General features: G+C 67.4%; 14 protein-coding genes and 1 tRNA gene. 10 read left to right on the forward strand and 5 right to left on the reverse strand.

The features are described 5' to 3' along the window. Window positions 1-21 precede the first annotated feature (21 nt). Window positions 22-243 (forward strand): hypothetical protein, encoded by a 222-nt coding sequence (locus MFF22_RS22550; RefSeq protein ID WP_238252878.1) that lies wholly within the window; start codon window positions 22-24, stop codon window positions 241-243. 42 nt (window positions 244-285) lie between these two features. On the opposite strand, the gene MFF22_RS22555 is transcribed toward MFF22_RS22550, so the two are convergent. After that, window positions 286-999 (reverse strand): transporter substrate-binding domain-containing protein, encoded by a 714-nt coding sequence (locus MFF22_RS22555; RefSeq protein WP_238252879.1) that lies wholly within the window; start codon window positions 997-999, stop codon window positions 286-288. A 427-nt stretch (window positions 1,000-1,426) separates the two neighbouring features. Between MFF22_RS22555 and MFF22_RS22560 the strand changes: the two genes are divergently transcribed. Beyond that, window positions 1,427-2,053 carry a methyltransferase domain-containing protein gene (locus MFF22_RS22560; RefSeq protein WP_238252881.1) on the forward strand — a complete coding sequence of 209 codons (627 nt, stop codon included), beginning with the start codon at window positions 1,427-1,429 and terminating at the stop codon, window positions 2,051-2,053. Between the two features lie 44 nt (window positions 2,054-2,097). On the opposite strand, the gene MFF22_RS22565 is transcribed toward MFF22_RS22560, so the two are convergent. The 3 genes from MFF22_RS22565 to MFF22_RS22575 all read right to left on the reverse strand — a co-directional run bounded on the left by MFF22_RS22565 (window position 2,098) and on the right by MFF22_RS22575 (window position 4,683). Then, window positions 2,098-3,177 carry a molybdopterin-dependent oxidoreductase gene (locus tag MFF22_RS22565; RefSeq protein WP_238252884.1) on the reverse strand — a complete coding sequence of 360 codons (1,080 nt, stop codon included), beginning with the start codon at window positions 3,175-3,177 and terminating at the stop codon, window positions 2,098-2,100. Between the two features lie 124 nt (window positions 3,178-3,301). Further along, window positions 3,302-3,625 (reverse strand): hypothetical protein, encoded by a 324-nt coding sequence (locus MFF22_RS22570; protein ID WP_238252886.1) that lies wholly within the window; start codon window positions 3,623-3,625, stop codon window positions 3,302-3,304. Window positions 3,626-3,912: 287 nt separating this feature from the next. Beyond that, window positions 3,913-4,683, reverse strand: a complete 771-nt coding sequence (locus MFF22_RS22575; protein WP_238252887.1) for a YfdX family protein — start codon at window positions 4,681-4,683, stop codon at window positions 3,913-3,915. Window positions 4,684-5,195: 512 nt separating this feature from the next. Here MFF22_RS22575 and MFF22_RS22580 point away from each other — a divergent pair. After that, on the forward strand, window positions 5,196-5,474 hold the full coding sequence (locus MFF22_RS22580; RefSeq protein WP_238252888.1) for a hypothetical protein: 279 nt from the start codon (window positions 5,196-5,198) through the stop codon (window positions 5,472-5,474). A gap of 35 nt (window positions 5,475-5,509) precedes the next feature. Beyond that, entirely contained in the window at window positions 5,510-5,686 is a 177-nt protein-coding gene (locus tag MFF22_RS22585; RefSeq protein ID WP_238252889.1) for a hypothetical protein, read from the forward strand. Window positions 5,687-5,796: 110 nt separating this feature from the next. On the opposite strand, the gene MFF22_RS22590 is transcribed toward MFF22_RS22585, so the two are convergent. Then, window positions 5,797-5,915, reverse strand: a tRNA-Arg gene (locus MFF22_RS22590). 107 nt (window positions 5,916-6,022) lie between these two features. Here MFF22_RS22590 and MFF22_RS22595 point away from each other — a divergent pair. From MFF22_RS22595 to MFF22_RS22620, 6 genes are all read left to right on the forward strand, one after another. Next, on the forward strand, window positions 6,023-7,306 hold the full coding sequence (locus tag MFF22_RS22595; protein ID WP_238252890.1) for a tyrosine-type recombinase/integrase: 1,284 nt from the start codon (window positions 6,023-6,025) through the stop codon (window positions 7,304-7,306). Then, window positions 7,303-7,749, forward strand: a complete 447-nt coding sequence (locus MFF22_RS22600; RefSeq protein WP_238252891.1) for a hypothetical protein — start codon at window positions 7,303-7,305, stop codon at window positions 7,747-7,749. Before MFF22_RS22595 ends, MFF22_RS22600 begins: the two co-directional genes overlap by 4 nt. A gap of 101 nt (window positions 7,750-7,850) precedes the next feature. Then, window positions 7,851-8,102: a hypothetical protein gene (locus MFF22_RS22605; RefSeq protein WP_238252892.1), complete on the forward strand. Its 252-nt coding sequence runs from the start codon at window positions 7,851-7,853 to the stop codon at window positions 8,100-8,102. Beyond that, a complete protein-coding gene (locus MFF22_RS22610; RefSeq protein ID WP_238252893.1) occupies window positions 8,099-8,644 on the forward strand; it encodes a hypothetical protein in 546 nt (181 codons plus the stop codon). Before MFF22_RS22605 ends, MFF22_RS22610 begins: the two co-directional genes overlap by 4 nt. A gap of 275 nt (window positions 8,645-8,919) precedes the next feature. Further along, the gene (locus tag MFF22_RS22615; protein ID WP_238252894.1) at window positions 8,920-11,508 is read left to right on the forward strand and encodes a DUF3987 domain-containing protein; all 2,589 of its coding nucleotides are present in this window, start codon (window positions 8,920-8,922) and stop codon (window positions 11,506-11,508) included. A gap of 216 nt (window positions 11,509-11,724) precedes the next feature. Further along, the gene (locus MFF22_RS22620) at window positions 11,725-12,318 is read left to right on the forward strand and encodes an HGGxSTG domain-containing protein (protein WP_238252896.1); all 594 of its coding nucleotides are present in this window, start codon (window positions 11,725-11,727) and stop codon (window positions 12,316-12,318) included.

Below are 12,318 nucleotides of genomic sequence, written 5' to 3' on the forward strand. Positions count from 1 at the left end.
CGCCGGTCCGGGGATCGCCTGATGGGCCTGTCCCACGTCGTGCCCCTCACGGAGGCGGCAGCCTTCACCGCCGGCTGCGCGATGCTGCGGGTCCGCTGGCTCGACGCGGAGCGAGTGGGAATGACCCTCGCGGTGATCGCGGCGGTGTTGAGCGCCCTCCTCCTGGTGTTGCTGACGAGCGAATGGATCGCGCTCGATAGTCAGGCTCTCGATCCGTCGTGCGTTTGGCCTCAGCCGGAGTGAGCCGAACGCGGCGCCCGGAGCGCCGGAGACCGGTCCGGACGGTTACGGCGCGACCGGCACGCTACCGAAACCGTGGGCGTCGAAGATCCGCCGGACGAGCCCCGAATGCTTGGCGTCGTCGAGCCATTCCGTGACGCCGTGGAGCGCAGCCGGCCTGCCCTTGGGCAGGGCGACCGCGACCTGCGTCTGCTGAAAGCCGCCGGTGACGATCCGTGATCCCGGGACCTGCGGCACGATGGGTTGCAAGGTGTCGCGCGACAGGGCCAAGGCGTCGGCCTGCCCGCTCCGCATCCGCTCGACGGCGACCGCGACCGACGGCACGGCGACGGGCTTTGTCTGCGTCAGCGTGCGGGCGGACGCTCGGATGGTGGTGGTGCCATCGATGGCGATGACCCGGACGCCGGGCCGGTCGACCTGGGCGACGTCGGTGATGCCGGAGGCGCCGCTGACGAGATACGTGCTCTCGAGATCGTAATAGGCCGGCCCGAAATCGAGAACCTGCCGCCGGGTGGCATCGACCGGCATGAAGCTCATGTCGATGGCGCCGGCCTGCAGGGCCGACGCGGCGGCACCGGAATTCGGGAACACTGTGAAGGCAAGGGGCAATCCGCGCGTGCGTGCAAACGCGGCGCTGAGATCCGCCGTGACGCCTTCGGGTTTCCCGGCCGTCGACCGGCTGATGAAAACCAGCCCGGCCGATGGCGCTTCGACGAGACCGACCCGCAACGAACCCGTCGGCGCCAACTCGGCATTCATGGAGGCCTCCTGCGCAGGGCTGTGAGCGGTCATCCCGATCAGGATGAGGAAGGCGGACAGAGCCGAACGTCCGGCCCTCGGGCGACCTGTCGGTAGGCTGCCCCGCTCACCGAACGGGACGATCGCTGCGCCAGTCAAGACCACGATGCCAACTCCTCCGTGAGCGGTTTTGCTCGGCCCGCAAAAGGCCGGGCCGCCGCCCCGGACCCCGTGGCGCTGTCCGAGAACCTCCACCGGGAGGCAGCCGGTTCCCGGGAGGGTCGACGATGAGGGGCGCCCGATCGGTCCCCCCTGGAACCGGGGGGATCCCGAAGGCGTCAGGTTCCGAGAGGAGCCGCCCGGGCCTTTCTCCTCTGCGCCGGATCGACAGTTCGCGAACTGTGGTGATCGAGGCCGGTCGGGCGTTCGGTTCAGGGATGCCCCCACGATGACCCAGGATCTGCCGCCGGACGCGTTCGCCAAGTTCGATCCCGATCCCGACCCCATCTTCTACGCCCGGCCACGCTTCGTCACCCATATCGATGACGCCGCGATCGCGGCCGTGACCGACCTGTATCGCCAGATCGTGCCGGCGGGCGGTGTCGTCCTCGACCTGATGTCGAGCTGGGTCAGCCACCTGCCGGACGAGGTGTCCTATGCCGGCGTCATCGGTCACGGCCTGAACGCGGCGGAACTCGCCGCCAACCCACGCCTGACCCGGTCCTTCGTGCAGGACCTCAACGCCGAGCCGGGCCTGCCCCTTCACACGGCCTGCGCCGATGCCGCCCTGATCTGCGTCTCGGTGCAGTACCTGCAGAAACCGGTCGAGGTCCTGTCCGAGGTCGCCCGCGTGCTGCGCCCCGGTGCTCCGGCCCTGATCAGCTTTTCGAACCGCTGCTTCCCGACCAAGGCCGTGGCGGTCTGGAACGCCCTCGACCATGAGGGGCATGCGCAGCTCGTGAGCCTGTATCTCCGACAGGCCGGCTTCGCCCGCATCGAGGGGCACGTGCTGAAGCCCGAGGGGCGCTCCGGCGATCCCCTGACGGCGGTGGTCGGCTGGACCGCCGCAGCGTGAGAGATCGGCTGTCGGGCGGCAAGACAGGCCGCCCGACGGACGCGTCAGGTAACGCTGACGCGCAGCCGGTGCCAGCAGGTGCAGAGGTAGCCCTTGTGGTTCCAGACGTCGTCCGGCAGGGCCGGTTGAGTTTGGCCAGCCGAGTCCCAGGCCCGGACGGCGAGTTCGTGTTCACCCGGCGGCAGGTCGAGGTCGACCGTCCAGAAGGTCCAGGCGAACGGCGCCCCGGGGTCGTGCTCCAGGGCCGCCTGAGCCCAGCTCCGCCCGCCATCGCCGGAGACATCGACGCGGACCACGGCCCGGTCCCCTGCGAGCGCATAGCCCCGGATCCGGTTCGGTCCGGCCCGGAGGGCGGCGCCGCGCGCCGGCTCACAGATCGCGGCGTTCAGCGGCATCACATCGATGGTGTGGCCCCGGGTCGGATCGGCGGTCTCGGTGGTCACGTCGGGCGGGTACAGCTTGTAATCGCCGGCCTGGATCGGATTGTCCGAGGGCCGGTCCTGCACCGTGATGCGCCGGAGCCATTTGGGGCTGCGCACGCCGGCGTAGCCCGGGACCACCGCCCGGAGCGGGAATCCATGCTCGCGCAGCAAGGGATCGCCGTTCATGGCGTAGGCAAGCAGGGTCTCCGGGGCGAGGGCCTTGGCGAGGGGGATGGAGACCCCGTACGGCTGGCCCTCGACCCTGTCGTGGCTCTCGAACGCGACATGGCGATGATCGGCCCCGCGGATCCCGGCCTCGGACAGGAGGTCGCCGAGACGCACGCCCGTCCAGTCAGCGGTGCCGATGGCGCCCCCGTCCCAGGGATCGCCCGAGACGGGCGCGACCGCGCGCATGTCGGCCCGCCGGTTGCCGGCACATTGCATCGTGGCCGTCACCGTGACCTCCGGGAAACGGGTGCGAAGGTCGCGGAGCGAAAGCTGCATCCCAGGACCGACGTCGCCCTCCACGATGAGGCGCCACGTGTCCGGATCGAGATCCGGCAGGTCGCCGTGGGAGCGGACGTAGAAGTCGCGGGTCGCGGTCCGGTAAGCGGCCCGCAGCCGATCGAGCGGCGGCTCGGCATTGTAGGGATCGTCGCCGTGCACGATCAGGCGCGCCTTGCGCTCGGACAGGCTCGACATCACGCTTCCCTTCCCCTGGGGACACGACCCGGGCCCACCGTCGGCGAGGGCGGCAGACCCCTGATCGATGGTGTCGCCGTGCCCCCAATCATGCGTCCGGCCGCTCCCATCGTATGCGATCTTGCTAATCGGCCTTGCGATGCCCGCGCCCGTGTTGCTCCTTGGCGGCGCCCGCCGCCGCGGCGGCCTCCTTCTCGGCCTTCCCCACCGTCGCCGTGCTCGTGGCGGCGTCGTCCGTCGCGCCGGCCGGGGCGTTGGATGCGGCCGATTTCGGGTGCCCCTTGCCCTCCGTCGGCGCCTCGGCCTTCCCGCCTTCCATCACGGCCGGGTGGCCGGCATCGGCCTTGGCGCTCCCGGCCGCCTGGACTTCGGCCGCCTTCTGCTCCTGCGCGCTCATCGTCTTGTGCTGCTGACCGTCGCCGGACTGACCCTTCGCGGGGTTCGACATCGTGACCTCCTGATGGCTTGGTCACGCGGCAACCAGCGACCCCGGAGGTGGTTCGAAAGAACCCATTCGGTGCGACGAATGGCCGAACGCGTGTCGCCGGGTCCGAAGGCCGAACCGCGGGGCCCGGCCCGTGCCGGGGATGCCGGCGCTCGCTCCATGAAGGAGGATGCCGTCACCGGGGAGACGTTCGAACGGGACAGGGTCGCCCGGCGCATCGGGCCATGCGCCGGGCGACCGGGATGCGGTGACTTGTTGGCGTTTACTGGCCGGCAGTTACTTGCCGGCAGTTACTTGCCGGACTTGGCGCCCGTGACGGAGCCGGTCGCCTGCGACGGGGAGGTGCTCGCCGCAGCGTTGCCCTTCTGCGGAAGCGCGATGGCATCGATCACATCGAAGCGCATGGCGTCCTGGGCCGTCTTGAGGACCGCGTTGGCCTCGTAGTACTTGCCCTGGCCGATCAATGTCGCCGCCTGATCGACATCGGAGATGGTCTTGTTCAGCGGCAGGACGGCCATCGTGAAGTTGACGTCCACATGGGCAAGCTTGAGCTTCTCGAGGGCGCCCTTCTGGTCCCCATTGGCGAGATTCTTGTTCGCCTCGGTCACGGCGGAGGCCTTCTCGGGCGTGGCCACGAAGTCGTCACCCAGCGTCAACTGAGCATCGACGGGCACCCACGCAACCTGTTCCTTGGAGGGCGGGTTGGCCTGCGTCGTCGCGGAATGGGTCGCGTCCTTATGGCCGGCGAGATCGGCTTGCGTCTTGAGATCCGCCTCCGCCTTGTTGAACTGCGCATCGTCGGTCTTCGCCTTGGCGAAGGCCGCCTGCGCCTTGGCGATCATATCCTTGGCCTGGGCGGGGTTCGCCTCAAAGATGGCAAGGCGCGTGAGCTGAAGGTCTCTGTAGCCCTGCGCCCCATCCTTGGAGAGCTGTCCGACATCCTTGTCGACCATGCTGGTCTGCGCATTGTTCGCCTGGGCGGCCTGTTCGGCGGCGAAGGCGGTCCCGCTGAGGAGGGTGCCGAGCACCAGTGCCGCAGCGATCGATGTACGACGAGCCATTCTTCCATCTCCGTCTAAACATGAAACGGGGTCAAAAAAACGTTATCTTCTTCGTTAATCCCGCATTCAGATAATAGACTTCGGCTATTCTGGCCGCATGTCCATTGAATTAAAGATTGGCAATGTCGATGGCATTGCCGTATCCAAGTCGGAAGAAACAGAGAGTTCTTGCCGGGGGCGCCCGGACTCCGCAGGACCGCCGATGCACCGGACGCCCCTCAGGCCGATCCTCATCCCCGGCCAGCGCGAAGAGGCGCGATCGTCCCGGCCCTCCCGATCATGGCCGCGTCGAGCCCTGCAGAGATCCGCGCCCACGCTGAGAGCGACGATGCCGTGTGCGTTTTTGCCTCAAGCCCGTCGCAATCGGCGAAGGTGCATTGGGGCCTAGTTCAGGTCCGACGAACTTTTGCTCGCGGATCGGACATTCTTACAGGCACAAGCCTCCGGCGGGGCCAATGTCCGTCCGCACCCCGCAAGCAATGAAGAGTTCTCCGTCTTTCGAGGCTGCAACAATGCGCGTCCTTCCGACTGGTGCATTCGTGTTTATCATGATGGCAGCGCCGGCTCTTGCGCTGGACGTGGGCGACACCATGCGAGACTGGGCTAGCGCATCGTCCGCGGATAAGGACGGCCTGTTGCGCAAGCTGGATGCCGTGAACGGCGGATCCGCCTCCAGGGATGGGGTGCGCTCATGCCTCGACGACACGTCGAAAGCCGCCGGCCATTCGAATTTGCCGATCGCGGAAGTGGCGAAGGCGTGCTCCGATCAGGTTTCGCGAGAGAACATATAGGTTCTTCACACCGATCAGGCCGGGATACGCGTCGCATGCCGACGCGTCGTTTTCTGCCGTCGATGGAATTTCTGGCCTATGCTTGGTTTCGGGTGGCGCTCGCAGCGGATACCCGTGAGGTGGGCCGGAAGGCGTATTTCCGCTTTGGCGGTGTGCCCTGGCGGAAGCAGCCCGGTGGCTTTCGGCCAGCGTCGATCATCGCGCAGGTGTGACCGCCTCAAACGGGTGGAACGCGCACCAACCGCTCATGAAGCCATTTCGAAGGAAATTGCTTGGCGCTCACATCAAGGAGCCAAGTCCTTGCTTTCCTGAGGCAAACTGTTGGCGCACCCGACACGATTCGAACGTGTGACCTTTGCCTTCGGAGGGCAGCACTTCAACGATTTCTGAGGCTTCCGCGCGCTTCCGCAGCGTTTCCCAACTTTACTAACCCACTGATGCCGGTCATGTTCAGCCATATGTGGTGAGCAACGGTCATTCCGGCAGATTGCCGCGATTTACCGCCTGCTGCTTCCGCAGTGCTTCCGCGGAAGCGGATCGAGGTAGACATGCCGAAGCTGACGAAGCGGGTGGTCGAGGCCGCCGAGCCGCAGGGCCGGGACAGCTTCCTGTGGTGCGATGAACTCCCCGGCTTCGGCGTGCGCATTTTCGCGTCCGGCCGCCGCAGCTACCTCGTGCAATACCGAATGGCAGGCAGGACCCGCCGCGTCACGATCGGGCTGCACGGCCCGGTCACGACTGAGCAAGCCCGAAAGGAGGCGCTGACGCTTCTCGGGCAGGTCGCGCGCGGTGCGGATCCGGCAGAGGATCGAGCCTCGAACCGCGCCGCCATGACGGTCGCCGAGCTTTGCGCCGCCTACCTCGCTGCGGCCGACGCAGGGCTCATCATGGGCAAGGGCGGCCGGGCCAAGCGCGCCTCGACGCTGTACGTGGACCGGGGACGGATCGAGCGCCACATCACGCCACTGCTCGGTCGGCGCCTAGTGAAGGATCTGCAGCCGAGCGATGTGGCTCGCTTCCTGCGCGACGTGCAGGCGGGCAAGACCGCCGCCGACGTGAAGACCGGCCTGCGCGGGCGCGCCATCGTCGAGGGCGGGGCCGGCACGGCCGCTCGGACCGCCGGCCTTCTCGGCGGCATTCTCAGCTATGCCGTGAGCGAAGGCATCATCCCGACGAATCCGGCCACAGGGGTCCGGCGGCCCGCCGACGCCAAGCGGACACGGCGCCTCACGGCGGCCGAGTATGGGGCACTCGGGCGAGCCCTCGACGCGATGGAAGCGCAGGCAGGACGCTGGCAGGGTGTGGCCGCCATTCGCCTCCTCGCGCTCACGGGCTGCCGGCGGCAGGAAGTAAACGGGCTGCGCTGGCCGGAAGTCGACATGGACGGCTGCGCCCTGCGCCTCACCGATACGAAGGAAGGCGGATCGGTGCGCCCGCTCGGCATCGCCGCGCGGCGCGTCCTGGCCGGGCTCCCTCGCCTGCCGCGCGAGCCGTGGGTATTCCCGGCGGTACGAGGCTCAGGGCCGTTTGGAGGGCTGCCGGGTGTGGTCGACCGAGTGATGGAAGCCGCCGGCCTGGACGACGTGACGGCCCACACCCTCCGGCATTCCTTCGCCAGCATGGCCGGCGACCTCGGGTTCAGCGATGCCACGATCGGCGCGATGCTCGGCCATGCCGGCGGCACGATGACGAGCCGTTACGTGCACCACCTCGACGCGGTGCTGGTCTCGGCGGCCGACAAGGTGTCCAAAGCGATCGCCGCAGCGATGGGCGGGCCGCCGGGCGCGGCCGAGAGCCCCTCCCCTGCCCAAGCTGTCGAGGCTGTCTCGTGAGCGGCGGCGCGGATGGGCTCGCCGAAGCCCTGGCCGCAGCGCAGGCCCGGCTTCAAAGCCCCGCCGAGAGCCGTCAGGAGCCGGTTCCGGAAGACGAAGCCCTAGCGATTCTGCGCGGGCTGGCGCGCCTGTGCGGTCACGACCCCGACGCGGTCGCTGGCAGCTTCCTGAAGGGCGGCCCGCTCGCTGACCTCGTGCGGGCGGTCATCGGCGCGCAGAAGCCGTCCAGGCAGGGGCGAGGCGCACCAACGCGAGACGACACGTTGCAAACCCATCTGCGGGTGCTGGAGCTCATGGGCGCCAAAGGCATGAGCCGATACAGAGCGATCGAAGTCTGTGCAGATGAACTCGATCTAAGCTCAGAAACCGTGAAAGCCCGCGACGCGCGGTGGCGGAAACGTCGAGGTAAGTTGGCTGCGATTTACAGGCTTCTGAGCACGTAGGGTGCATAAATCGGAGGCCAATTGCGTGCCTAGATCGACCGATTGACCCCGTCATTCTCGGAGATGCGCTTCGCTACCGCGCGTCAACCCGAGGTGACCACATGCTGCCTTCTGATCCCGTACCGACCGAACGCCTGATGCGCCGCTCCGAGGCAGCGGCGTTCATTCGCGAGACCTTCGGCGTGTCGTGCTGCACCGGCACCTTGGCGAAGCTCGCCGTCATTGGCGGGGGCCCTGAGTATCAGAAGTTCGGCCGCTTCCCGCTCTACTCGCAGAGCGCCTGCCGCGCGTGGGTGCAGGGACGCCTGTCTCGCCGCGTGACCTCGACATCCGAACTGTCGAGCGCCGCGTGATAGACCGGGCTGACGAAGATGATCTGACGCGCGCATTGGCCGAAGCCTACGGGCGCGGGCAAGGCATCGGTGACGTCAAAGCCAACACCGTCGCGGGATCAAGCCAAAACAGGACGGCACGGCCCCGCTACGCATTCCCTAAAGGCTTCTTCACGAACGAGTTTCGCTGGGGCTTTCTAGTGGGCCGTTTCGCCAAGAGCGGCAAACCATACCACGCATGGTTGAATTGGTTCGACTTCACGCACGGTAACGAGCACTTCTTCGATCTCGACGATCCGACACGGATTAAGCTGCGCCCATTGATAAGCAGCGACCGCCTCAACCCCCGCCGATCCGAATGCATGTCTTCGTGCTGGTTCGGAGGTGATGTGAACAGCCTGTTATGGGCCGATCACCCGGAAGGGAGCGGGGCCACCGCGTTCCTCGTGCACCTTTTCCCGCGAGGCGACTGCGAAGATCCCAAGAATGTCGCCCGTGCGATCTGTCACGCGAGGCATCAATACGGAACAAGCTATCCGGCCGCCGTGGCGCTCCTGACGTAGTACAGCCCGCCTGCCCGCCCCTGAGAGCATCGCCCCGCCACACACTACGGACGCGAAACGGCGGCCCCCGCACCACCGGGAAGCCGCCGCCGCAAATCTCAACTCGATGCACGGGAAGCGGAATCAGCGCCGCCCGGCGGGGAACAGTCATGGATAGCATCAGAGATACATTCGATGAGCGCGATCCGCAACGGATCGACCTTCCCCTCCCGGTGGCAAGTAACGCGTGCGCCCAAGCCACTTCCCGGGCGCTCACAGGAAATACCGCCAGAGCGGTGCAGTTCTTCGACGATATGTTCGGTGAAGGTCGCGTGTCGTTCGGTGCACTCAATCCGGAGACAGGTGAGTTCAGAGGCGCGACTGCGGACCTGCGCACCGAGCGAGCCCGTATCCATGCGGGGATCGAGGCGGCCCAGGGCAAACACAACCTCTACTATCGGATGAACGAGCCCGCCCCGCGCGATCAGCAGCAGGGCAAGAAAGGTGCGATCGTCCGCGCTGACGTGCGCGTGATCCGAGGCGTCGCCGTCGACATCGACCCACCGAAGGATGTGGAGAGCCAACCCGGCGGTCTCGCGGCATGGCAGCGCCGCAGACTGGAGGAGCTCGCGCCGCTCATCGAAGGCCCATACGGCCCGACTGTCATTGTCGGAAGCGGTGGCGGCTATCAGCTGCTCTGGATCTTCCAAATGGGGTTGCCGGCTACACCGGAGACCATCGCAGCGGTCGAAGCGCTGTCGAGGTCCCTTGCCCGTCTGTACGGCGGCGACGCGATCCACGACGTCACCCACCTCCTTCGGATTCCGTTCACCGTCAACCTGCCGGACGCGCGCAAGCAAGCTCGGGGCCGCAAGCCGGCGGTCTCGTGGGCTGCGTTCGCCGATCCGGCGAAGCGGTACACGCTGGAGGAGCTACAGGCAGGCGTGCCGGCTGTTCCCGACGAGGAGGCCGCGGGTCCCACCCCCGCGCCGCCGTTCGACACGGACCTAGCGTGGGCGGTAGCAGGGCGGCCCGAGGACTTACCAGCCGATCTGGCGGACCGCCTTGCGACGGCCCGAGCCGGGGGTGTCAACCTCAACCGGCTGCTGAGCATTGACCCGGCGAACATCGCTGACCGATCCGTTCACGACATGGCAGTGGCGCACGCCTGCTGCGATGCCCGCGTGTTCGACCGGTCGGAGGCAGCGGCGATCCTGACGGCACATTTCCCCGGCAAGTACGAGGACAAGGAGGAGGGCGGCGGGCGTAGCCGCGCCGACAAGTACCTCACCGACACGGTCAACAAGGCCTTCGACAAGAATAAGGCCCTGCTTACGCCCATTGAGGACGAGGACGCCACGACCGGCACCACCTCAAGCGAGACGAGTGCCGAAGCCTTCGGCGAGCCCGTCGACATCTTTAACGACGACGATCCGGCCGCGGCGTCCACAGCCCTCGTCGACACCCTCCCGGGCCCGAGCGCGGCGCACGTCCGTACTCTCGCCGCCAGGATGGGGACGTCAGAGGACTTCGCCGCCGCGACGGCCGTTGCGGTCCTGGCCGCGGCGATCGGCGGTGCATTGAGGCTCCGGGTTCACGAGCACGACGCCGATTTCGAAGTGACGGCGCCCATAGCCATCGTGCTTGTCGGCAGGCCGGGCCGGAAGAAGTCGCCCCTGGTCAAGGCTCTGATGAAGGCGCTGCGCAAGATCAACGCCGAGTTGCACGCCCGCTCAGCAGCACAGTGGGCGGAGTGGCGGGCGAAGTACTGCACCGCGAAGGGCACGCCCAAGCCGAAAGCGCCGCCGCCTCCACCTTGGCGACAGATCACCGTCGACAACGCCACGGTCGAGAAGCTCATTGCCATCATCGCCGACAACCCTGAGGGCCTGCTTCTCGACCCCGACGAACTAATGGCCTTCCTCGGGATCATGGACGCATACAAGCGCAACGGCGGGGGCGATCGAGGACTGCTATTGCGCATCCTCGACGGCGGCGCCGCGAGCCTGGAGCGCAAGTCCGGGTCGACGCACGCGGCGGGCGCGCCGACCGGCATGATCGCCACCACACAGCCTGACAAGATCCGTACCCTCACGCGGGACCTCGGGAGCGACGGGTTTCTGCAACGGCTCATCTTCATCGTGGACGACGGCGTCGAGCGCGAAGGGATCGACGCGCCGACCGACCCGGGGGCGGCGGCCGAGTACGAGCGCGCTGTACGCGGCATGTTCGATATCAGGCGCATTGCCGGCGGGACCGTGTACTTGTCGTCGGAGGCTCGGACAATCCTCACGGCAACATGGCGGCGAATCCGGGCGCTTCAGGCCCTCCCGGGCGCGTCGGCGGCGTGGGAGGGCCACGTGTCCAAATGGGAGGGCTTCCTATACCGGATCGCCCTGACCTTTCACGCGCTCGACACGTGGGCCGTGCTCGACAGCGTTCCGGCCGGGCCGGGCGTGCCGGTAACAGCCGAGACGGCGCGCCGGGCTTCACGGTTCGCTTTGGCCCTCGTAGGGCACGCGCTGCGGTTCTACGGCGAGTACTACGAGCCGGCCGAGCACAACGCCGAAGCCCGAGAGGTCGCCGGATACCTGCTCACGCGCCCGGACAAAACGTCCTTCACGCCGCGGGAGATCGAGAAGGCGCGGCGACCATTGCAGGGCAACCGACGCCTTACTCTCGCAGCGATGGGCGAATTGGAACGCTTCGGGTGGCTCTCCGTCGCCGAGCGCGCGGCTGAAGGTCCAGCGCGGTGGGCCGTCAATCCACGCATTCACGAGAGATTTGCAGAGCGCGCCGCGCGGGAAAAGCTGCATCGATCACAGCAACAAGCGCGTATCTCAGCGGCGTTGTCGGCACGGAGGGGTCTCAACGATGATCTGTAGTCCAATTCCGGGGTCGATTTCCGGCCAAGCGCCGACAACGCCGCTCGCGCGCGTCAGAGATAAATTTCTTTCCGTCCTCTCCTTCTATTACTTCCACACCCCCTACCCCCAATTCTATTCTCTTGCGCGCGTACGAGCGGCGTTGTCGGCGGCGGGCTGGGGCCCCGAAATGGGGGAGTGTGGTCGCCTCCTGTCGATAGTTCACGGGCGAAGCGCATGAGCGACCCATTTCCGCCTAGCCGCGCTTTCTCTGACCGCCGCCGCCCGACCGCCGCCGAGATCGGTACAGCGGCCCTTCACCGGTTCCGCGCGAACCTAACGCCGGACAAGTTGTGCGGCGCCAAGAAGCGGTCCACGGGCGAGCCGTGCCGCAACGTGCCGGCCAAGGGCCGCAATCGCTGTCGGCTGCACGGTGGTGCGACGCCGAAAGGCGACGGCCCGCTCGGCTGGCACACCCGGGCGGTTCCGACCGACAAGCTCCGCAGCGCTAAGATGAAGGCGGCAAAGCGCCGGAAGCAGCAGGCCCGCGTCGAGGCGATGACGCCGGAGGAACGTGCGCGCCACGACGAATGGCACCGCACCCATAAGCCCGGCAGCAAGTCCGCCCGTGCGCAGGGCCGGCAGAACCGCGACGCGCGCCGTTGGCTCGCTTCGCTCGGCCAAGACACGGCCGCTGCGCCAACGCCCGAGATCGCCGAACTACGCGAGGCGCGCGCCAAGATCAGCGCCGAAATCGCGCGCCTCGAAGCCGAGGGCACCGAAACCCCCACCCCCGGTGTGGACGAGCCGACCGGCGGGCTATTCGACTGA

Origin of the sequence: Methylobacterium persicinum (assembly GCF_022179525.1) — a bacterium.
Lineage (GTDB): Bacteria > Pseudomonadota > Alphaproteobacteria > Rhizobiales > Beijerinckiaceae > Methylobacterium > Methylobacterium persicinum.

Bases quoted from the DNA above. Each gene is read 5' to 3' on its own strand.
- MFF22_RS22575 (WP_238252887.1), bottom strand. From the start codon at position 4,683: ATGGCTCGTCGTACATCGATCGCTGCGGCACTGGTGCTCGGCACCCTC.
- MFF22_RS22550 (WP_238252878.1), top strand. From the start codon at position 22: ATGGGCCTGTCCCACGTCGTGCCCCTCACGGAGGCGGCAGCCTTCACC.
- MFF22_RS22605 (WP_238252892.1), top strand. From the start codon at position 7,851: ATGCTGCCTTCTGATCCCGTACCGACCGAACGCCTGATGCGCCGCTCC.
- MFF22_RS22560 (WP_238252881.1), top strand. From the start codon at position 1,427: ATGACCCAGGATCTGCCGCCGGACGCGTTCGCCAAGTTCGATCCCGAT.
- MFF22_RS22555 (WP_238252879.1), bottom strand. From the start codon at position 999: ATGAATGCCGAGTTGGCGCCGACGGGTTCGTTGCGGGTCGGTCTCGTC.
- MFF22_RS22570 (WP_238252886.1), bottom strand. From the start codon at position 3,625: ATGTCGAACCCCGCGAAGGGTCAGTCCGGCGACGGTCAGCAGCACAAG.
- MFF22_RS22620 (WP_238252896.1), top strand. From the start codon at position 11,725: ATGAGCGACCCATTTCCGCCTAGCCGCGCTTTCTCTGACCGCCGCCGC.
- MFF22_RS22565 (WP_238252884.1), bottom strand. From the start codon at position 3,177: ATGTCGAGCCTGTCCGAGCGCAAGGCGCGCCTGATCGTGCACGGCGAC.
- MFF22_RS22585 (WP_238252889.1), top strand. From the start codon at position 5,510: ATGCCGACGCGTCGTTTTCTGCCGTCGATGGAATTTCTGGCCTATGCT.
- MFF22_RS22595 (WP_238252890.1), top strand. From the start codon at position 6,023: ATGCCGAAGCTGACGAAGCGGGTGGTCGAGGCCGCCGAGCCGCAGGGC.
- MFF22_RS22580 (WP_238252888.1), top strand. From the start codon at position 5,196: ATGCGCGTCCTTCCGACTGGTGCATTCGTGTTTATCATGATGGCAGCG.